This is a genomic window from Shewanella sp. 1311 (assembly GCF_059338235.1).
The window spans coordinates 2,838,533-2,858,527 of the sequence record NZ_CM181686.1 but is presented as its reverse complement, the minus strand read 5'-3'; the positions used below and the strand labels follow the sequence as shown (position 1 = coordinate 2,858,527).

The window sequence follows — 19,995 nt, the reverse complement described above, 5'->3', positions numbered from 1 at the left end:
GGGTAAAGGGTGTACTCTGTAATTAACGACTTTGTAATTAACCTGTGCCGCGAACTAATGCTCGCCAGCTAACTGCTCTTGATGCCAATGGTCGAATCGACTCAGCGCCATCATCAACAATAAACCGATAGGAAATACGCCCATCACTAAGGCCACTGCATAAGGTGCGGTTAAACTCGTTTGTTGTACGAGTCCAGCGAGAACGGATGCACCGCTCATTTGAATAAAACCTAACATAGCCGCGGCCGTTCCAGCTCGTTCACCGAAGGCCGACAGGGCCATACTGGTCGCAGGGCCAAGTAAGAAGGAAAATCCCACGCCTAACATCAACATGGGCAACATAAAGGCAAACGCTGCCATCATTCCAGTGCTCGGACCGAATTGCTGACCCGCCACAGTGATAGCGGCAGACAGAACGAGTATGGACAGCGCCAAAATCGTTGTCGGGCGATTACCGAGTTTGCGAATGACCAGCGGCGCCGTAAAACAGGCCACGATATTAAACACTGCATTGAAACCGAATAAACCACTGAACATGAGTTCAGAAAGCCCTAAATGCCCAATCAGCCACACAGGCGCATACGACACGTAACACAAAATCGCCGCCATCGCCGACATACAAGCAAAGGCATAAAACAAGAAGTGAGTGTTACCCAGTACAGGTTTGTATCGACCCCAACGGTAAAGCGGCCCTGTGGTAACCGTATTGGCAGGTCGAGTCTCGGGTAAGCGATAACCGACAACGAGCAACATCAACATGGCATATAACGTCATGAAAACGAAGGTTGAACGCCAACCAAATTGCATTGCCAATAAACCACCTAATGTCGGCGCTAATGCAGGAATAACGCAAATGGCACCATTTAAGTAACTGTAAATCTTAGCGCCTTCTTTTTGATCGTAGCAGTCACGCACCGCGCTAAACACCACGATAGAAGTCGAACAGGCGGCTAAACCTTGCAGCAAACGGGCAATCTGTAACCAATGGAACTCGATAGCCGCAGCGGCTAATAGGCTGCTCGCACCGTAGAGTAAGACCCCAAAGATTGCCACAGGACGGCGGCCATAACGGTCGGCTAATGGCCCGATCAACACTTGGCCTAAGCCCATGGCGAATAAAAATAATACGATCGTAGATTGCACATCACTGGCAGATACGGCGAATTCTGCCGCCATAGTTGGCATTGAAGGTAAGTAAATATCGATTGCCAATGGGCTGAGAAGCACCATAGACATCAGGATAGGTAATAGATTGCGCCGCATAAATAATCTCAGTTGATCAGGAAAAGGTATTTCAGTGGGCGCTATTTTAATTAACTCAAGGTATGAACAGAAATGGTATAATTTCCAAAGTAAATTTCCTCTGAGGAATATCTGTGAATATCGACAACTTAGCCAGAATCGATCTTAACTTGCTGGTCATACTCAAAGTTCTGCTAGAAGAGCAAAGCGTTACTCGCGCCGCCAGCCGATTGCATATAAGCCAGTCAGCCCTCAGTAAGAGCTTAAATCGGCTCAGAGAAACCTTAGATGATCCCCTATTTCAGCGCACGGCCCACGGCTTAAAACCGACGGCGCACGCCCTAATTCTTGGGCAAAAACTGCCGAATATTTTGCAAGACTTATATCAACTCACCCAGCCTCCGACCTTCAATCCCGCCAGTAGCAATCGACAATTCTCCTTTGCCATGGTGGAAAGCGCTTATGAAACCTTAATCCCGTATTTTATTGGCCCTATGCTAACCACGGCGCCCAACGTCAAACTTGACTCCTATGTCTGGACCGAAAAATCGATGCAGGATTTACAACAAGGGCAAATTGACTTTGGTATTTCAGGGCGGGACTTGCATCCATTGTCCGATTTTCAGGTGGATCGCCTGCCCGAAGGTATTGCCTATCAAACACTGTTTACCGATCAACAAGTGTGTTTAGTGCGTGAAGACCACCCACTGATGACGGCGCTCACTTCAGACCAATGGAATCTCCCACTCTACCTCGACATGGCCCATGTGCAGGTTCGCTGTGAAGGCAGCGATTGGTGGGCGCTGGATTACTTTCTTGCCGATCTCGGCCATCGACGCCGGATCAGTACGACAGTACCCGATTTTTATGGTGCCGCCAGTGTATGCGCCCACAGCGATTTAATCTTCACTCTGCCCTCGAGCTTTGCACGGCACGCCTGCCAGCTCTATCCGCTTAAGCTACTGCCCTTACCCTTCGAATTTATGCCCATGGCCTATGTATTGTTATGGCATCAAAGAAATGATGAAGATCAAGGGCATAAATGGATTAGAGAAACGATTTGTCAGAGTGTGGCTAAGTTATTTACTCCCGCAGAAATGCTTTAATACCAAATCACTATCAATAAAAAAGCCCGATAAAGCAAAGGCGTTATAGGGCTCTTATCAAAGTGAAGCGCTACAAATAGTGGCTACAGAATAAAGGTCGCGACTTGTGCATTAAGATCATTAGCACGGGCTTTTAATCCACGCGCCTGTGCCAAATCAGCCATGGCCGATGCGGTGATCTCATCGGTCACATCTTTAATCGCAACAGTATTTTGGGTGATTTCACCCGTCACTTGAGTCTGCTCTTCCGCTGCGGTAGCAATTTGGCCTGCCATATCTGAAATCACGTTGACCGCTTGAGTAATTTCTTCAAGGGCTTTTGCCGCCGCATTCGCATCTTCAACACTGTGACCCGCTAATGCTTGGCTGCTTTCCATCAAGCTGACGGCTCTGGCGGTTGTGCGTTGCAGTGTTTCAATCGTGGTATGCACTTCTTGAGTCGAATCTTGAGTACGGCGCGATAGCACGCGCACTTCATCCGCGACCACGGCAAAACCACGGCCCTGCTCACCAGCACGCGCCGCCTCAATGGCAGCGTTAAGCGCCAACAAGTTGGTTTGTTCTGCAATCCCTTGAATCGTCGCTAGAATGCTCGAAATGGATTGAGCGTGACGGCTCAAATCAGCAATGACATCGGTCGCTTGAGTCACTTCATCGGCCAGCGAATTAATTGAGTTACGGGTTTTATTGACTAACTCTTTACCCTGTAAACTGCTCGCTGCAGATTGTTGAGCCGCCGTTGCCGTGTTTTCAGCATTGGCCGCAATCTCATTGGTAGCACTCGCCATTTCTGTCACTGCGGTCGCGACCATAGCCACTTCTTGCTGCTGACGTTGTAGTTCAGTCACCGAGGTTTGTGTGGTGGCCAGACTACGCTCAGCATCGGCATCTAACTCATTCGCTAACTGGCGAATATGGCTGATAAGCTGATGTTGACTACCAACAAAACGGTTAAAGCTATCGGCAAGTACACCCACTTCATCTTGAGTGTCGACTGAGATACGCTGAGTTAAATCACCATTACCATCGGCGATACGCGCCAGTGCCTGCGATACTCGGCTCAATGGACCCAGTAACATGCCAACTAACCAAGAAATCGCTAACACACTCAACAGCAGTACGAGTGCCGATAAACCCAGTTGGGTGAGTAACAGGCTCGACAGTGGCGCTTCTAGCGTTTCCTTATCAAGCACTAACACTAATTCCCAATCTGTATTGGGAATATCAACGCTCCAAACTAACTTATCGCGTCCTTCATTTTCAAAATACATAGGCAACAGAGTACCCGCTGCACGGCTCTGTTCTGGCAAGTTGCGATTAAGATCGTTGTCGATTTCACCTATAGGCTTCATCGTCTTCGCTTGATCTTTATAAGCGATAACCGTGCCGTCTTTGTGCATCATGATGGCATAACCGTTGGCCGGTAACTTCATCCGATTAACGCCGTCAACTAGGCTCGCGATAGATAAGTCACCACCCACAACACCTTGTGTCGTAGGCTGCGCCATAGTCACAACCAGAATGTTATAAGCCACATCCACGTAAGGCTTAGTCAAGATAGGACCGCGTGCACTGATGGCTTGTTGATACCAAGGACGGCTACGAGGATCATAACCAGTACGGTCTACACTCGGATCAGAATCCAGCATTTGCCCCGCTTGGCTCCCAAAATAGGTCAACTGGAAACGGCCAGACGCTTGTGCTTGTTGTAACGTATTTAGGCTATCGCCCTCAACTTTGCTCGCCAGTGCCCCCATAATATCTTGGCGGCCGGCCAACCATTCTTGAATACGCTCAGCCTGCTGCTCACCTAAGCGCTGCACTTGTTCTAGGCTGTTTTTTAACAGCTGAGACTTTTGGCTGGAATAACTTTGCCATGACAACAAACCAATCACGAGTGAAAGGGCTACCACGACGGAGAACAGAATTTTTTGCTTGAGCGAATATGAGTTCATGTTGGCGTCTAATTTATTAACAAAGCAGTGAAACAAGAGGGTGTCTGAGCGAGTTGAACGAACATTTAAAACTAATTTAATAAAGCGGCAAACTGAGTTAAAACTGCAGCTTAATCTGAACTTAATTTTCTCATACTCTGTACAGTTCGCAAAGAAATTGCTCAGATTTACATCAAAAAGATTCGAGCAAAAACATATAATTAACCAACTGTTATTCGAAGCACAACATAGGCGACTACGAGATCACATATCAAGATGATACGTAACAGCCAAATGGCCTCAGAGGTAAAATAAAGTAAATTAATCAAGATTAACGTGACCTAGACGCACTCGCTATTGCACACTAAATGTCCACTGCCTATCGAGGAGTTCTTATGATTTATCAACAGTTCCAACAGAGCCCGCTGCAGACCCGAATTTCTGGCCCACGGGCTTGGTTAGCCATGGCAATTAGCGTTAGCCTTATCTGTTTATCGCTATTTTTATTGCCCTTCGTGCTTTTATTTGGCGCCATTGCGCTCGGTTGTTTAGTCCTGTTTAGCCGTTTTTACATGGCACGTCAGTTGGCTAAATTTAATCAGGCACAGGCAAACGCCAAGCAACACGCCCATGCTGCAGATGAGCCACAGAGCCAGGTTTATGGTTCAGAAACGATTGTTAGGGAATCTAATGCGACCCGCCATCAAGGGCGGACTTTTGAGCATAAAGAGGATGAACACTAGGGCGTGTTGACGTTTAGATATTAGATATTAAATTTTGTTCGCTCTGGCAAGCTAGTGATCGCGAAACGAGGCGTGAAGTGTCGTTATTCTACTCAAATGACGAGTAATGTCTGTGCGCGATTAAGGCTATGAATTTCTGCGGGATCTTGAGTTACTTTAAGTACATTTTTAATTTGTAATGCAAGAGAACGCCAAAGAGGCTCGATAATCTCGGCCTCTTTTTTATTGGCATGTTGGCGCGCCAACTTCAGCAAAGCAGCGGCTCCCACAACATCAATTCGCCCTAACATACCGTCGGCCAGTGCCATACTCAGCTCGATCATCGCAGGCACACTGTGACCATATTTGATCACTTGGCGCAGATAATCCTCAGCCTGAGTCAAATCACTACCAAAGGCATTATCGTCATTGAGCATATGCTGCGCCCGCGTCAGCATGGCATCGAGTTGCCCTTGCTCGGCAGCTTCAGCCATCCAATACTCGCTGGCAATCATATCTCGAGTACAACCGTCACCATTGGCGAGCATTAATGCCAAATGATACTGGGCATGGGGATAGCCCGCTTGCGCGGCTTTGCTTATAAAATGATAGGCTTGAGTCAGATTTTTTTGCTGGTAATGCAGCACACCTAAGTTCGCCATCGCTTCGGTTTGCTCACCCTCAGCGGCGCGCTGTAAGTATTGCTGCGCTAACTTGCTATCGGGTTGAAACGACTCACTGCCGACAAGATAAAAATATCCCAATAACGCCATCGCATTAACGACACCCGCCTCGGCCGCCGTCGCAATCAGCTGCTCACCTTTCGCCACCTCTGGCACACCTTGATAACCGTGGATCAAGGCCACGCCGTGCTCATGTAACGCTTCCATATGCCGAGGCGCCGCAAGGGCAAACCAATAGGCGGCACGGGTAAAACTGTCAGCGGCGCTGATGTGAGAAGTAAGAGGTGAAACGCCAGAAGATTCTGGATTAGATGTGGCTTCAGCTGAAGTGGCAAACTCTTGATCTTGTTGCAGCTCTTGCTCTTTCAGTATCAGAGCCTTGGTCTTAAAGGATATTCCCACTAGATACTGGGCTTCGGCGTCATCTTCCATCACAGCGCGGTAGCATAAATCCTTCGCGGTCATGGCATCAGACGCTTCATAACGATAATCAGGTGCGACTTGGCCTTTAACCTTGGGATACAAGTGTTCGACTAGCGCCAAAACATCTTTAATAGATTTTTGCGCCAGCGCGAGCAATTGCGCTTGAGTCAGGTGATATTTTTCAGGATGAGCGCCGCGGTTACCGTCGGCCCGCAATCGATGCAGCGCGCGAGTCGTCTTAACATCGATAACGCGCTGCTGATTTAGTTGCTCGATCCTATCGTACAGATTCGGACTCGAAAACGCGATTTGCTTATCTTGCCCCAGTAACTCGGTGAGCTTATGGGTAAAACTGCGAATGTGCAGTAGCGACTGAGTCGGCACATCCTGCACATAGCTTTTTGCCTTGAGATAGTCATCACTCAAGGAGGCCGAAAAATCTTGGATAAACTCACTATCCTTAATGACTGTTTTCGTCCCCATGAGTGATTCCCTGCAGGCTGAATTGAGTTTACATTACTCGACGCTTGGTTTTTTCGACACCATATATAAGCGGAACAAAGCCACGTTAACGAATAAGCCAATGAAAGACATAAAGGTATCCGATAGCATTTGCAGCGGTAATCCGCCCATAGAGGCAGCACCTGACAGCATATTACCCACCACTGAAAGTGGCAGATAGAGCATTAATAGTGCAATAGTTCTCAGCACGATAGGACCACTAAAGCTAAAACTGCCCTTGATGGCTTCCAGCGGTGTTAAACGCTCAACCACGACCATAAAGTTCACATAGGCCAAACGGGCGAAGAGATAGAAGCTAATAACCAACCCCACCAGCCACAAAGGACCGAAGGCGGCAAACAGCATCACTGGCGCTAAAATAGCTAAACCAGAAAACACCCCAGCTAATAATAGTGGTGGAACAAAAGGTAGACTTGCCTTCAGCACCATGCCCGCAGAAGGACTATGCCCTTGAGAGCGCAGTTCTAAAAACAGTGTCAGGGCGGCGATTAATACCGAAAAGGTGAGCAGTAACAGCATCATGGCGACCATGTGTGGTGCGCCAAACTGTGGATTTTCAAGATCGACTTTACTCATCTCTACGCCAAGCCACAACTGGATCCCTACTTGGATCAAAAGTAATGGAATCGTCAGCATAGCGAGTTGCGCCAGATGATTACGGAAGAAGTTATAGGCTTCTGACAAAATTGCGGACAGTGACATGCGACTTTCCAAATAATTGAAATGAATTAACACTTAGAATTGCGCTAAGGATACCGAAAATCCCGTAGCAATGCACAGCAGAAATCACCAGTGTGAATCGTAAATCACAGAAAACTACTGCAACAAAAGTTGCAAACCCGCTAAACTGTCCTGCGAACACATGCGCAAACCATCAAAGGACGCTTCCATATGAAACACACTCTTACCCTCTCTATCTTCCTCGGCACTTGTATTTTAGCGGCGCCAGCCAGTGCAGGATGGTTAGATAACTTGGCCGGAACTCAAGCCAAAACTGAAAAAGCGGCCACGACGGCGACAGCAACTCAGTCAAATGATTTGGTTGGCAGCGTCATGTCACAATTAGGTTTAAACCAAACTCAAGCCGAAGGTGGTTTAGGCAGTTTATTAGGCTTAGCGCAATCTAGCCTAGGGACAACCGACTACTCAAAACTGGCTGCCAGCATTCCTAATGCCGATAGCTTGTTAGCAGCAGCGCCTAAATTGGACTCAAAATCAGGCGTTTCTGGCTTGTTATCCAAAGCGGGTGATTTAGGTTCATCACTGCAAGGCAGTGCGATGGTGTTCGACGCCTTTGAAAAATTGGGCATTTCTAAAGATCTGGCGATGCCGATGATCAACATAGCTAAGTCTTACTTGGATACCAATGGCACTGAAGGCACCTCAGACTTACTGATGAAAGGTCTGAACTCGCTACTGTAATCCCGTTTTATCTCACCCTAAGCAATACAGTACTTAGGGTGAACTTTCGCCCCCCAATCGACTCTACCTTAATATTCCCTCCAACATGAGAACCGCCAAATATGATTGCGAAGTTAAGACGATTCTTTGAAGCACATACGCAAGCAGTCTCCCCAGAAGACAAGGCGCATCAACTTAAACTCGCCGCGGCGAGTATGTTACTTGAAGTGGTGTTTGCCGATGATACCTTAACGGCAGAGGAAGAAGCCTTATTGCCTAAGTTACTGACAGATACGCTATCAATGTCAGAAACTGACGCTAAGATACTGATTGATGAAGCCAAAAGCGTGCAAGGTAGCGCGACCTCACTGTTTGAATTTACCTCAGCCATTAACGCTGAATTTAGCCTAGCGCAAAAGCAGCAATTATTGCTCGCGATGTGGCAACTGGCCTATGCCGATGGACAGTTATCCCAATATGAAGACCAAATCATTCGTCGCACCGCTGATTTGCTGTACCTCAAACACAGCGAGTTAATTCAAATGCGCAATCTTGCCATCGCCGCCAATCGACATATTGATCAGGCGCCCCAGTGATTCAACGGTTTAATCAAAGTACTAATCGATTAATCCGTCGCATAAAAAAGCGTGAATGCGAAACGCTATCTCGTTTCACATTCACGCTATAGTCTTAAGACCTTATTGATATTGTCTTTGACTAAAAAATGATTTGTCCTGCCGCGCGATTTACTTAAACCCAACTCACTTAAATCCTAAGCTAAGGCTTTACCGATTTCGAACCCTGAACCGCGTAACTCAGTCAACTTAGTCCGCAATCCACCCATCTCCATTCTTAATCCTTTCTTGGTGGCTAACTGGGATAACCAACTGGTTTTCTCATCATCCTCAATGGTATCCCACTCATCCAACACTTTGTAAGATAGGCATAATAATGCGGCAAGTTTTGAAAATGGGTCCGAATCCTTAGGATGATCTTGATATAAAATACCTTCCACCAACGCTGTGGTGAATTTCCAATTTTTAGCCAGCAATGCGCCGATATCGGGTGAATCATATCCAAGTAACTCACGCTCAAATTCATGCTTATCTTTACCCTGCGCCACGGCTTCAGCAATTTTTGCCGCATCTTTAGGTGACACAGCCGCAATGAGTAAGTCGCCAATACGGTGCAAGATACCGCAGGTAAATGCTTCTTCAGGCATAGCACCACAACGTTTCGCCATTTCTTGGCTATATAGGGCAATCTCAAAGGTTTGCCCCCAAAACTGGGCTAAGTCGATTCCTTCACACTTAGGAACTGCGCCAATTACGGCCGATGCAAGCACTAAAGTACGTAGGGTCTGCATCCCAAGACGCACCACGGCTTCGTCGATCGTACCCACCTCTCGACTGCGTCCATAGTGGGCACAGTTAGCAAGGCGTAATACCCTCGCGCTGATTAAGGGATCGTGTGCAACCTTAGTGGCAATACTTTTTACTGTCGCATTATCATCATTGACTGCGTCTAATAGTTCACTGATCGCCTTGGGTAACCTGGGTAATTCATCCACTCGATTGAGTAACGCAGCTGAATCCATTTTTATGCTCCTTCTGTATGAATGATCAAAATATAGAACACAAACTAGCGCCTCGCTCGCGAGATATAATTAAATATCAGTAATGTGCAATCCTTCTGCGACACCTATTACCGGCCATCAAACTTAAGGTTTACCTCTTTATTTCATTCAATTTAATCACACTCAATCATATCCAGTTACGAAATCCACTCAGCCATACAAAAAAGCCCCGAACTCTAATAACCATAAAGAGTTCGGGGCTTTCTTAATTAACCCATCATTTTGATTTCGCCCCAGAGGAGCCGAATATTACTCAGGAATCGCTAAACCTTGTTTGCGGCTGATATGAGTCTTTTGCCACCACAGAAATGGCGCCACCACTAATATCAACACCAACACATAGGACATGCTCGCACCTAGGGCAAAACCTAATGCCAAGCAAAACGCACAACCCAGCGCTACTAGTGGCCAATTATGGCGCGGTAATAACTTAGCTGCCGCTAACATAGCCATCAAATAGATCACCACAAATACACCGTTGCTCCATGCAATAAGGTGTTCTAACTCTTGTCCAGTAAGATAAGTCAGCACTATCACGCTTGCCATCACAGATAACAGTGCAGCCAGTGCGCGAATAGGTACGCCGTGGGCATTCTTCACCGCAAAAAAGCGCGGCAAAATGCCTTCACAACTAAAGCTCCACACTAAACGTGCCGCACTGGCCGAATACACGTTCACGGTTGCCAATCCACTTGCAATCCCCAACACGCCAATCACTTGCGCGCCGTAACCACCGAGCAACTGATCAAACACGCCGATCATAGCGACGCTTTTATCCGTCGGCACTAACAGTAGCAATAGTGTACAAGCCACATAAATGACGCCCACCAGCACAGTACCCATCATCATAGCGGGGATCATATCCTGCTGCGGACGACGAAAATCATCGGCCAGATGGGTCATCGCTTCTATACCCAAGAAACTCCAAAAAGCGATGCCAGCAGCAATCATCACGGTTGGCATTTCAGGCATACCATGGCTGGCGAGTGTTGTCAGATGACCGGGCTGAAAACTGCTTGCGCCAAATAAGAGGACAACGACGGCCACTATGCACAGCGTTAAGCCAAATTGCAGCTTGGCCGACACTTGAATGCCCCTTAAATTAATCAGTAACAGGCCAAAAATCACTAATACTTCAACACCGACCTTGGCCCAACCCGATATCGGCATTAAGGCATTCACAAACTGAAAGGTCATCAAAATCGCGGCGGGGGCGCCCATGGGCACAACCAGTAAAAAGATCAGTCCAATTGTTCGACCAGCGGTGCGACCAAAGGCTTTTTCGACAAAGTAAGCGGGGCCAGCAGCATGGGGAAATACACTCGCTAAACGACCAAAAACCAGCGCCACAGGAATAATGGCTAAGGTGAGCAATATCCATGCGACTAGCGCGCCAGATTGCGCTTTTTCAATTGTCATCTGAGGCAAAATAAACACCCCAGTACCAAGCAAAGTGGTCGCCATCAGACCCGCACCTTGCCAACGACCTATAGTTCCGCTATTTGAATTCATCTGTTAATATTCTGTGGTATTTGAGCTGTCAGTATAGTGAGATTTTGCCCCACAATCTGCCGTTAATTTCAGTGTTCTCCACGTCCAATACCGGCAAAATCACGGCAAATAGCGTTATTTCCATCAAAATGACGGCCAGCTTAAGGTGTGGTGAAATTATAAGCTCAAATACTCAGTAAATTCTGTTGCCATTCAAACCAATGGCAAAATTGCACACAGATCCAATATAGCCATTTTCACTGGAGTCACCCTTGGATAAATTCGATACGGCCATCATTCATAGTTTGCGTCAGGATGCACGCCAGAGCGTGTCGAATATTGCCGAACAGGTGAACCTTTCCCGCAGCGCGGTAGCCGAGCGGATTAAAAAACTCGAACAGACTGGGGTGATCCGTGGCTATCAAGTGCTCTTGAGTGAGTCGCAAAAAGAAGGGGTATCGGCTTACTTCGAAATCCAGCATCAATGTCCACGTTGCGCCGACGTAGTACACGTATTCCAAGCGATCCCCGAAGTGATCACTTGCCGTGGTATTTCCGGTGATATGGATTTACTCGTGTACGTGCATGCCCCCTCAATGCGCCGCCTGCATGAGATCCGTGAATATATCGACACGCACACTGATATCATCAAGATCAAAACCCATGTGGTGATGAGTGAGTGGATTAATAATTTAGGCGAGTAAGTTAAATCGAGTGGCCCTAAAGCAAGAAACGCCACCCTAAGGAATAGAGGTGGCGAGGCCCATTTGGAGGCAGGGCAAAATATTGAAGTGTAAAATATGGCATCCTTGCCCAGCGACCTCCCTGTTACACAACCAACCGCGACTAGACTTACCCCTTGAGAGCTCAGCCAGCGCCGCAAGGGCCTCATCTACAATGTTTTCCTTTGACATTGTTTCCGCGATCCGTCGATTTCCTTGGTTCTTATCATCTTGTTCGTCTTGAATGAAGCGTTCGCACCTTAAGCGATCGTCATTTGTCCTGTGTACAGTATGAAGTTACGCAGCAACAACACCCCGATTAAGCTCAAGCAAGCCGTCCCTGCTACATAAGCCCATTTACGTTTCGACGTCGTGGTCATAAACAGGTTCATCGCTAACGGGCCTGATAAACCGAGTCCGATAATCCCTACCCAGAAAATCCAGCCCCAGAAGCCATAACCTAAGGCATTAAAGGCGGCAATTTCACTCTGTCCACCTGTTAGTACTAAGCCCATAAAGAAGGTAAAAATCAGCACGATTTCGACTAAAATTAGTGGAATTTCAACCTTGTGGATAAAGTGCACCTCTTTGTCATTCGGTTTGCCATTCATCAACACGCCACCGAGTAAAGAAGATGCCGCACCGGAAGACAGCCCTGATGCCAAGAACAGTAAAGGCAGCACAGGATTTTTCAGCATGGGATAACCAGGTAACGCCGATAACAAAAAGCCGGTATACGCGCCCAATGCTAAGGATAGAATCACCAGTAACCCAGTAATCGTCGCCTCAAACCGAGCTAGCAAAGCCGTCAGTTTAAGGACGATAGGGAAACGCGATTCACACCAAGCATCGACAGGTTTGCGGAAGGTTAACCCTATCCACATAAACATAAACACTTGGTAAATCAGCAGAATCAGTACGCCCATCGACATCACAGATTTAGGATTGTAAAACACCAAAATCTTCCAGAAATCGAGGGGTTTAGTTAAGTCTGCGACCAATATGCCTAAGCCTGCCATCACGGCGACTGGGGCGACAATACAGGCGGCTCGCACAAAGCCAGACTGATAGGCGTTTTGCTTCAAAACAAAATGTTTCAACAGTACGGCGAAGAACATAGCCCCTGCTGATACACCCGCCAAAAACAGGTAGATCGCAATCGGCCAATGCCAGACTAAGGTATCAAAATGTAGGGCACTCATAGTATCACCTCCCCGGATTTCGCCAGGATACGGAACAACTTAGGTCGCGTTCCGAGGGCGACTTTCGCGCGTTGAGTTGGATTAGCGCGCAGCACTTGTACTAACTCAGACGTCGGATCTTTTAAATTACCGAACACTAACGCCTTAGTCGGACACGCCTCAACGCAGGCAGGCTGTTTTCCTTGAGCGAGATTCGTCTCACGGCAGAAATCACACTTATCCGCCGCGTGGGTGACTGGGTTAATAAAGCGAATTTTGTAAGGGCAAGCCGCAATACAATATTGGCAGCCGACACATTTCCACGCATTGACTGACACTATGCCGGTTTCTTTATCAATAAAGGCAGCACCCGTTGGGCACACGTTAACACAAGGTGCGTCTTCACAATGCTGGCAAGAGATACGGCTGAAGTGATAATACTCATTCGGATACTCACCGAACGGTCCGGTTTGCTCAATCCTGACTCGAGAAACGCCTTCTGGCACTTGATTGGTTTCACGACATGCCACTTCACATGCGCGGCAACCAATACACTTAGTTTCATCATGAATCATCGCATATTTAATATCTGACTCTGCTTTAGCACCTTCAGCGGCATTCACTGTGGCGAGCAGTGATGCGCCCGTAGCGCCAGCAAATAAGGCACATGTGCCTTTTAGAAATCTTCTTTTTGAATTTTCCATAACCTACCCCTACTGGCCACTATGGCAATTGCGGCACAGCTCACTGCGAACTTTTGGCGTCATATCCGCCATAGGTTCGGTTGGGCTATGTAATTTATGACAGGCAGCACAGGGCACTTTTTGTGCGTGCACATTATGCGTCCACTCGGTTTCACCCAGTTTTCGCTGGGTATGGCACTTGTGACAAACGGCGAGCTGAGTATCAAGCTCCGAGCCATCTTTCATACCAAACACCACGATATCATTCGGCTTTTTAGGGTGGTCGCCTTTTTCACCATGACAGGTTGAACAGGTCATTTTCATCGCATCTTGGCCGTGATGCCCTAACATTTGACCGTTACGTTTGTGGCACTTCATACAAGTCGTGTCACTGTTAATTTGAAAGGCCGACTCGGCACTTGTCGCACCAAAGCTTAAAAGCAATGCAATTGCACCCAAGCGAATCGACCACAGCCATTGTCTTTTGGACATAGGGAGTCCTCACATTTATTTTGGGAAGGGAGAAGAGGAGTGTCAGGGTTCGGAGTTACCCGAACCCGACGGTCGGATCAGACGGCTAACGCTTGCTTTAGGCTCTGTGTATCCCACTGTTTATGTTGGTTCATTTCAATAAAGTTGATATTGAACTTACTAAACAGCTTTTTCATTGGCGAGTTGTGTTCTTTGCCAAAATCACTGATCACCATTTTCACTTCAGATGAGTCATGATCTATTAACACATAGTCTAGTCGGCACTCGTGATTTAAATCAGCGTCATGCTGGTCCATTTCAAATACGGTGTCTAGCGGGACATTACAGCAAACATCGTATTTGCCTTCCACTACGGTTTTTAACGATTTAAAAAAGTTAAAACTTTGTTTATCGAACAGTACTGGTTTAAGTTTCATTTCATGATGCTCTGCCTCATCGGGGCCTGCTTTAAAAAACTTAATGCAGGTCATGACGAACATGACAAAAACAAATGGCACTGCTACAAACAGCACGAAATACATAAACGCATAGCTGAGAATGACTGAAGTATTCATAACGCCTCCAATAACCTATTTATTTTTTGTTATCTCTTTTAACGCAACTTTAGTATTAACGTGAAGCGTTTTATTTTTTTTGAACACGATCACATTTAACAATGGCAATTTAATAATAAACAACAAGTTAAGAATTCGATCTCATTACCATTTAGCGCAAATCTTGAATGTAAAAATAGATAATTGATAATCGCCAATGTGAAATTCAATTAAATGAATTTCACCTTTTAAAATTCCAAATTTATCTTTATCACATTTTGAAATATAAAAAACATTAAATCTAAAAACGACACTAGCAGACTGCGATATTATAGTTTTGAAGTTGAGATATGTTTCACATTAAATTTATTTAATGACGCCATAATTAATCGTTCTTTAAAGTATTTGCTCGATAAAAGGGATATAAAAAATGCACATTAGTAACATGGATGGCCTGGATATTCTGAGTTTGAAAATACTCGTTTCATTATATGAGAACAAGTCTGCAACTTATGTCTCTAAGGCTCTTGATATTCCGGCTCCTAAAATAAGTCGTAGCCTTAAAAATCTACGGGAAATTTTTGGTGATGAACTTTTCATTCGTCGTAAATACGGACTATTCCCTAATGAGTTTGCGACCCATTTATATCCAATCGCGAAAGAAGCCATTGAATGTACTGATAAGTTTCATAAGGCCAGAGCCGCAAATGCTAACTTAGTAAAGACGCATATAGAAATTGCAGCTCCCGGCTTAATTGCTTACGCTTTTCCGAAAGCATTAATGCAAGCCATTAAAGATGAACAGAAGCTGATGCACATTAATATCACGCCTTGGTCTATGCACACGACCCAAGATATTGTTAACGGCGATACTACACTGGGCATTTGCTGTAATAAAAGTACGGCAGATGTGGCCGCCTTTGGTGATAAACTCCTGACGACCACTTTGCAACGCATGGATAAGGTTTACCTTATTGCGAGCCGTAATCATCCTATTTTCAAACGAGAAATTACTTTAGAGACGATTGCAGAATATCCCTACGTCAATACCGACCTCGGTAATCCCAGCTCTAAGCTCAGTCCTTACCAAGAGTTTTGCCTGAAGAGCAACATTAAACTCAATACTGAAATTACCATTACCAGTATTTCAAGTTTGTTTGAATACCTAGGTGAAAGTCAGGCGCTGTCGTTATTACCCTACCGCGTGGTTTACGAGATGGTGAGTGATGTGGCTGAGCTGCACACATGCCAACTGTCACAACACGAAGCCGAACGTTTATATGCTCATACTGAAGCGCCAACCATTTTCTTAGTGCAAAAAAATCAGCCAAGCAAAGTGAATGATGATTTAGTGTGGCTAAGTGGACAGATTAAAAAGATTGTTGACCATATTATTTAGCCCAAAGCAGCTTGCACAACCCATAGACTAGCCACTGTACAGAGGTGATAGGCATCCCTTGCCTTAGCTTAGGCTCCACCTCAGCCCCCATACAAACCCGCCGAGAATTGTTAAGCCAAGCATACATCTTGGGGCATAAACACGTTACACTAAGCCCATCTTTATCCTAATAGATTCAGCTATGCGGACCGAAAATACAGCCACTCTTAATCTTATTTGGGGCGCCCTTATTCTTGAGGAGTTAGCACGTCTTGGCGTGCAACATGTGTGTATGGCACCGGGCTCGCGCTCGACGCCGTTAACCCTCGCCGCCGCCCAGCAAACTAAACTCCAGCGTCACCTGCATTTCGACGAACGTGGACTCGGCTTTATGGCCTTAGGTCTGGCAAAAGCCAGCCGCGCACCGGTCGCTATCATTACCACCTCGGGCACCGCAGTCGCTAACTTGTATCCTGCGATTGTTGAAGCTTGGCTAACCCACGTGCCTTTGATCGTCTTAAGCGGCGATCGTCCACCCGAATTACTCGGCTGCGGCGCCAATCAAGCCATAGTCCAACCGGGAATTTTTGCTCATTACGCTACCCAAGTGAATTTGCCAACGCCGGATGCGCATATCGCACCGCAGGCGTTGCTCACCACAGTGGATGAAGCGGTGGCGAATCAAACCCGTCCGGTGCACATCAACTGCATGTATCGCGAGCCCTTGTACCCGAGTGAACTCAGTGGCGTGATTCTCGATGCCGAATCGCCTTACCTCAAACCACTGCAAACTTGGCTGCAACTCGCCCGCCCGTATACTCAATACGGCAAGAGCAAACAGCTGAGCAGCCCCAGTGACGATGCCATCATGCGGTTCGTCCACGGTAAAGGCGTGATCGTTGTCGGCACACTCACACCCGAGCAAGATCCACAGCAGCTTATCGCGTTATCGCAAAAAATTGGCTGGCCTTTGCTTACCGATGCCCAGTCGCAACTGCGCCAACATCCCGCGGCAATAGGCAATATCGACCAACTGCTACAACATCCAAGGGCACGCAATCTATTACAAGAAGCGGATCGTGTACTCGTATTCGGCGGGCGTTTATTGTCAAAACGGGTGATCGGTTATCTTGCCGAGCAAAATTGGCACAGCTACTGGCAAGTGTTACCCGAGCAAGACAGGCTAGATCCGAGTCACAATGCGAAGCACATTTGGCATGCTAATGCAGAGCAGTTTGCGGCCTTGAACTGGTATCGTTCATCCTCGGCGAACTGGGCGAATACCTTAATCACCTATAACGATGAATTGCATCACTTATTTGTGCGTAATATCGATCAAGGGGAATTTGGTGAAGCGCAGGTGATACGCGCTATCGCCAACACTCGTCCCTTAGAACAGCAGCTTTTTATCGGCAACAGTCTGCCTGTACGCTTGTACGACATGTATGCCCCTGTCAGTTGCTGCACAGCGACCACTTATACCAACCGTGGCGCCTCGGGCATTGACGGCTTGCTCGCCACCGCCTGCGGCATTGCGGCCCACAAAGGCAAACCTACCAGCTTGATCATCGGTGATTTATCACAATTGCACGATCTTAACTCGCTGGCCATCGCCAAAGGCTTAAGCAGCCCGCTGGTGATCGTGATCCTCAATAACGATGGTGGCAATATCTTTAACTTATTGCCGGTTCCCAATGAACAAGTCCGCAGCGATTATTATCGACTCAGCCACGGCTTAGAATTTGGCTACGCCGCAGCCATGTTTAATTTGCCCTATAATCAAGTGGATAATTTAGCTGATTTTCAAGATAGCTATAATGAAGCGCTGGATTTTCAGGGTGCTTCGATCATTGAAGTCAATGTGAGCCAAAACCAAGCCAGCGACCAAATCGCCGCGCTCAACCTTTGGGTGAAACAAAGCTAATGCCAACCATGGCCCGTTACGGCGATCCTTCACTACCGAGCTTAGTGCTACTGCATGGCTTTTTAGGCACTAAGGCCGACTGGTTGCCGTTAATGCCTGCGCTAAGCCAGCACTTCCATTGTATTTGCTTAGATCTGCCGGGCCATGGAGATAATCAAGCTGAAGGGTCGACTGAAGCTAAACTCGATTTCGACTTTTGCGTCGAAAACATAATAGCGCGGCTCGATAGCCTTAATCCAAGTCCCGAACCGTTTCATCTCTACGGTTATTCCTTAGGCGGGCGTATTGCCTTGCACCTTGCAAAAGCCTATCCGCAGCGCTTGTTAAGTCTGAACCTCGAATCCTGCCATCCTGGGCTGGTAGACCCGCAAGAAAAAACGGCCAGAACCAAGAATGATACCCAGTGGGCCGAGCGTTTATTGCATCTGGCTAGCAAAGATTTTTTAAACTTGTGGTATCAGCAGCCCGTATTTGCCGACATGACTGCGGCCAAACGTAGAGCATTAATCAAGCAGAGATCTGCCGTCTTAGATCAGCATCCCAAACAGCTGCTTAAAGAGGTATTCTTAGCTACTTCACTTGCGCGCCAAGCATCGATGTGGGATGTGCCTTTGCAGCTTGCCTGTGAATGCCATTTCTTTGCGGGCAGCCAAGATGCCAAGTTTCACGCCCTCGCCCAAGAGTGGCAATTACACGCACCTATTCTCGTCCATAATATTAGCGGCGCCGGACACAACATACACCAAGCAGCTCCCGAGGCATTAATAGCAACAATAGTTAAACTGCTTGGGTAAATAACAGAATTAAAATGTAGGAAATATATGATCTTAACTTCGCTTAACCTGTATCAATATCGACTACCGCTCGATGTATTATTGCCCGTAGGCAAGCAACGCATCGACCACAGGGCTGGGTTAGTATTGCAAGCCTGCGCCAGCGCTAATGTTGGTAGTGAGTATAAACAAGTCGAAGTTGAAATCGCCCCACTCTCTGGCATAGATGTCGATGAACAAGTCTTAGTGGGATTTAGCCGCGAAACACTGGCTCAAGTGCAAACGGCGTTAACTGAGCTATTGCCCCTACTCTGCGGTCAGCATATCGATACCCTTCTGGATTACGCCGAGCAAAGTCCTTACCCTTCCTTGGCCTTTGGTTTAAGTCTGTTGCATGCCAAATTAATGGGTAAGCTCGATGCTATCCGCCCACAAACTGCCACAGTCCCTTTGATTTATCATCCAACGGATGCGGGCAAAGACCTGCTCGATAACAAGATTGCGGCGCTCGGCATGCATGTTCATTCGGTGAAAGTTAAAGTCGCGCAGACCTCAATCGAAGACGAGCTGAGTCTGATTTATGGCATTTTACGCACCCGCTCCGATCTCAAGCTACGTTTAGACGCAAACCGAGGGTTTACACTAGAACAAGCCATCGAATTTGCCGCTTGTCTGCCCCTAGACACAATCGAATACATAGAAGAGCCTTGCCAGAATCCACAGGATAATCTGGAATTTTATCAAGCGATTGGCATGCCCTACGCCCTCGATGAATCGCTTAACGATCCCGATTATCAGTTTGCGATGCACAATGGCCTAACAGCGCTCGTCATCAAACCTATGCTGCTCGGTAGTATTGAAAAGCTAGCTAATTTAATCGAGACGGCGCAAAGCTATGGCGTGCGTTGCATTATCAGTTCGAGTCTTGAAAGCAGTTTAGGCATTAGCGATCTGGCCCATTTAGCCGCGATTCTCACTCCCGATGAAATCCCAGGACTCGATACCCTCAGCGCCTTTAGCCAAGATTTAATCGTGTCATCGGGTAAAAAACACTGCCTTACTCTGGCGCAACTTGAGCCTATTGCACAACACGCCATTGATTCAACGCCGCAAAGTGATGTTGGTGTAGCCAAGCGTGAGGAAAACTAG

The 19,995-nt window shown here is 47.0% G+C and carries 19 protein-coding genes; 9 read left to right on the top strand and 10 right to left on the bottom strand.

Annotation, left to right across the window (positions count from 1 at the left end):
* Positions 1-54 precede the first annotated feature (54 nt).
* Positions 55-1,263 (bottom strand): multidrug effflux MFS transporter, encoded by a 1,209-nt coding sequence (locus AC5YB3_RS12855; RefSeq protein ID WP_012197777.1) that lies wholly within the window; start codon positions 1,261-1,263, stop codon positions 55-57.
* 113 nt (positions 1,264-1,376) lie between these two features.
* On the opposite strand from AC5YB3_RS12855, the gene AC5YB3_RS12850 reads away from it, so the two are divergent.
* Positions 1,377-2,348, top strand: a complete 972-nt coding sequence (locus tag AC5YB3_RS12850; RefSeq protein ID WP_126493135.1) for a LysR substrate-binding domain-containing protein — start codon at positions 1,377-1,379, stop codon at positions 2,346-2,348.
* Positions 2,349-2,431: 83 nt separating this feature from the next.
* Here the strand turns inward: AC5YB3_RS12850 and AC5YB3_RS12845 are convergent, their stop codons facing one another.
* On the bottom strand, positions 2,432-4,303 hold the full coding sequence (locus tag AC5YB3_RS12845; protein WP_006079656.1) for a methyl-accepting chemotaxis protein: 1,872 nt from the start codon (positions 4,301-4,303) through the stop codon (positions 2,432-2,434).
* A gap of 374 nt (positions 4,304-4,677) precedes the next feature.
* Here AC5YB3_RS12845 and AC5YB3_RS12840 point away from each other — a divergent pair, with 374 nt between their 5' ends.
* Complete coding sequence (locus AC5YB3_RS12840) at positions 4,678-5,025, top strand: hypothetical protein (RefSeq protein WP_006079655.1); 348 nt, start codon at positions 4,678-4,680, stop codon at positions 5,023-5,025.
* A gap of 92 nt (positions 5,026-5,117) precedes the next feature.
* Here AC5YB3_RS12840 and AC5YB3_RS12835 read toward each other — a convergent pair whose 3' ends face one another.
* Both AC5YB3_RS12835 and AC5YB3_RS12830 read right to left on the bottom strand, forming a co-directional pair.
* Positions 5,118-6,593, bottom strand: coding sequence for a DUF4145 domain-containing protein (locus AC5YB3_RS12835; protein WP_259506776.1), 1,476 nt, complete (start codon positions 6,591-6,593; stop codon positions 5,118-5,120).
* A gap of 33 nt (positions 6,594-6,626) precedes the next feature.
* On the bottom strand, positions 6,627-7,334 hold the full coding sequence (locus tag AC5YB3_RS12830) for a hypothetical protein (RefSeq protein WP_012197781.1): 708 nt from the start codon (positions 7,332-7,334) through the stop codon (positions 6,627-6,629).
* A 189-nt stretch (positions 7,335-7,523) separates the two neighbouring features.
* Here AC5YB3_RS12830 and AC5YB3_RS12825 point away from each other — a divergent pair, with 189 nt between their 5' ends.
* Both AC5YB3_RS12825 and AC5YB3_RS12820 read left to right on the top strand, forming a co-directional pair.
* Positions 7,524-8,054 carry a DUF2780 domain-containing protein gene (locus AC5YB3_RS12825; RefSeq protein WP_012090531.1) on the top strand — a complete coding sequence of 177 codons (531 nt, stop codon included), beginning with the start codon at positions 7,524-7,526 and terminating at the stop codon, positions 8,052-8,054.
* 101 nt (positions 8,055-8,155) lie between these two features.
* Positions 8,156-8,629, top strand: coding sequence for a tellurite resistance TerB family protein (locus AC5YB3_RS12820; RefSeq protein WP_006084588.1), 474 nt, complete (start codon positions 8,156-8,158; stop codon positions 8,627-8,629).
* Between the two features lie 176 nt (positions 8,630-8,805).
* Here the strand turns inward: AC5YB3_RS12820 and AC5YB3_RS12815 are convergent, their stop codons facing one another.
* Both AC5YB3_RS12815 and yjeH read right to left on the bottom strand, forming a co-directional pair.
* Positions 8,806-9,630 carry an HDOD domain-containing protein gene (locus AC5YB3_RS12815; RefSeq protein ID WP_012586447.1) on the bottom strand — a complete coding sequence of 275 codons (825 nt, stop codon included), beginning with the start codon at positions 9,628-9,630 and terminating at the stop codon, positions 8,806-8,808.
* A 288-nt stretch (positions 9,631-9,918) separates the two neighbouring features.
* Entirely contained in the window at positions 9,919-11,181 is a 1,263-nt protein-coding gene (gene yjeH / locus AC5YB3_RS12810; protein WP_494525450.1) for an L-methionine/branched-chain amino acid transporter, read from the bottom strand.
* A gap of 251 nt (positions 11,182-11,432) precedes the next feature.
* Here yjeH and AC5YB3_RS12805 point away from each other — a divergent pair, with 251 nt between their 5' ends.
* Positions 11,433-11,864, top strand: coding sequence for an Lrp/AsnC family transcriptional regulator (locus AC5YB3_RS12805; RefSeq protein WP_006079646.1), 432 nt, complete (start codon positions 11,433-11,435; stop codon positions 11,862-11,864).
* A gap of 278 nt (positions 11,865-12,142) precedes the next feature.
* Here AC5YB3_RS12805 and nrfD read toward each other — a convergent pair whose 3' ends face one another.
* The 4 genes from nrfD to AC5YB3_RS12785 form a co-directional block, all read right to left on the bottom strand.
* Positions 12,143-13,084, bottom strand: coding sequence for a cytochrome c nitrite reductase subunit NrfD (gene nrfD, locus AC5YB3_RS12800; protein WP_494525449.1), 942 nt, complete (start codon positions 13,082-13,084; stop codon positions 12,143-12,145).
* Complete coding sequence (locus AC5YB3_RS12795) at positions 13,081-13,767, bottom strand: 4Fe-4S dicluster domain-containing protein (protein WP_006079643.1); 687 nt, start codon at positions 13,765-13,767, stop codon at positions 13,081-13,083. Before AC5YB3_RS12795 ends, nrfD begins: the two co-directional genes overlap by 4 nt.
* 9 nt (positions 13,768-13,776) lie before the next feature.
* Complete coding sequence (locus AC5YB3_RS12790; RefSeq protein WP_012586446.1) at positions 13,777-14,238, bottom strand: nitrite reductase; 462 nt, start codon at positions 14,236-14,238, stop codon at positions 13,777-13,779.
* A 77-nt stretch (positions 14,239-14,315) separates the two neighbouring features.
* On the bottom strand, positions 14,316-14,792 hold the full coding sequence (locus AC5YB3_RS12785) for a DUF2726 domain-containing protein (RefSeq protein WP_006079641.1): 477 nt from the start codon (positions 14,790-14,792) through the stop codon (positions 14,316-14,318).
* Between the two features lie 409 nt (positions 14,793-15,201).
* Here AC5YB3_RS12785 and AC5YB3_RS12780 point away from each other — a divergent pair, with 409 nt between their 5' ends.
* From AC5YB3_RS12780 to menC, 4 genes are all read left to right on the top strand, one after another.
* The gene (locus AC5YB3_RS12780; RefSeq protein WP_494525448.1) at positions 15,202-16,170 is read left to right on the top strand and encodes a LysR family transcriptional regulator; all 969 of its coding nucleotides are present in this window, start codon (positions 15,202-15,204) and stop codon (positions 16,168-16,170) included.
* A gap of 181 nt (positions 16,171-16,351) precedes the next feature.
* Entirely contained in the window at positions 16,352-18,073 is a 1,722-nt protein-coding gene (gene menD, locus AC5YB3_RS12775) for a 2-succinyl-5-enolpyruvyl-6-hydroxy-3-cyclohexene-1-carboxylic-acid synthase (RefSeq protein ID WP_494525447.1), read from the top strand.
* Positions 18,073-18,867 (top strand): 2-succinyl-6-hydroxy-2,4-cyclohexadiene-1-carboxylate synthase, encoded by a 795-nt coding sequence (gene menH, locus AC5YB3_RS12770; protein ID WP_494525446.1) that lies wholly within the window; start codon positions 18,073-18,075, stop codon positions 18,865-18,867. Before menD ends, menH begins: the two co-directional genes overlap by 1 nt.
* A gap of 27 nt (positions 18,868-18,894) precedes the next feature.
* Positions 18,895-19,995 (top strand): o-succinylbenzoate synthase, encoded by a 1,101-nt coding sequence (gene menC, locus AC5YB3_RS12765; protein WP_494525445.1) that lies wholly within the window; start codon positions 18,895-18,897, stop codon positions 19,993-19,995.

Bases quoted from the DNA above. Each gene is read 5' to 3' on its own strand.
- AC5YB3_RS12855 (WP_012197777.1), bottom strand. From the start codon at position 1,263: ATGCGGCGCAATCTATTACCTATCCTGATGTCTATGGTGCTTCTCAGC.
- AC5YB3_RS12845 (WP_006079656.1), bottom strand. From the start codon at position 4,303: ATGAACTCATATTCGCTCAAGCAAAAAATTCTGTTCTCCGTCGTGGTA.
- AC5YB3_RS12840 (WP_006079655.1), top strand. From the start codon at position 4,678: ATGATTTATCAACAGTTCCAACAGAGCCCGCTGCAGACCCGAATTTCT.
- AC5YB3_RS12835 (WP_259506776.1), bottom strand. From the start codon at position 6,593: ATGGGGACGAAAACAGTCATTAAGGATAGTGAGTTTATCCAAGATTTT.
- AC5YB3_RS12830 (WP_012197781.1), bottom strand. From the start codon at position 7,334: ATGTCACTGTCCGCAATTTTGTCAGAAGCCTATAACTTCTTCCGTAAT.
- AC5YB3_RS12825 (WP_012090531.1), top strand. From the start codon at position 7,524: ATGAAACACACTCTTACCCTCTCTATCTTCCTCGGCACTTGTATTTTA.
- AC5YB3_RS12820 (WP_006084588.1), top strand. From the start codon at position 8,156: ATGATTGCGAAGTTAAGACGATTCTTTGAAGCACATACGCAAGCAGTC.
- AC5YB3_RS12815 (WP_012586447.1), bottom strand. From the start codon at position 9,630: ATGGATTCAGCTGCGTTACTCAATCGAGTGGATGAATTACCCAGGTTA.
- yjeH (WP_494525450.1), bottom strand. From the start codon at position 11,181: ATGAATTCAAATAGCGGAACTATAGGTCGTTGGCAAGGTGCGGGTCTG.
- nrfD (WP_494525449.1), bottom strand. From the start codon at position 13,084: ATGAGTGCCCTACATTTTGATACCTTAGTCTGGCATTGGCCGATTGCG.
- AC5YB3_RS12795 (WP_006079643.1), bottom strand. From the start codon at position 13,767: ATGGAAAATTCAAAAAGAAGATTTCTAAAAGGCACATGTGCCTTATTT.
- AC5YB3_RS12790 (WP_012586446.1), bottom strand. From the start codon at position 14,238: ATGTCCAAAAGACAATGGCTGTGGTCGATTCGCTTGGGTGCAATTGCA.
- AC5YB3_RS12785 (WP_006079641.1), bottom strand. From the start codon at position 14,792: ATGAATACTTCAGTCATTCTCAGCTATGCGTTTATGTATTTCGTGCTG.
- AC5YB3_RS12780 (WP_494525448.1), top strand. From the start codon at position 15,202: ATGCACATTAGTAACATGGATGGCCTGGATATTCTGAGTTTGAAAATA.
- menD (WP_494525447.1), top strand. From the start codon at position 16,352: ATGCGGACCGAAAATACAGCCACTCTTAATCTTATTTGGGGCGCCCTT.
- menH (WP_494525446.1), top strand. From the start codon at position 18,073: ATGCCAACCATGGCCCGTTACGGCGATCCTTCACTACCGAGCTTAGTG.
- menC (WP_494525445.1), top strand. From the start codon at position 18,895: ATGATCTTAACTTCGCTTAACCTGTATCAATATCGACTACCGCTCGAT.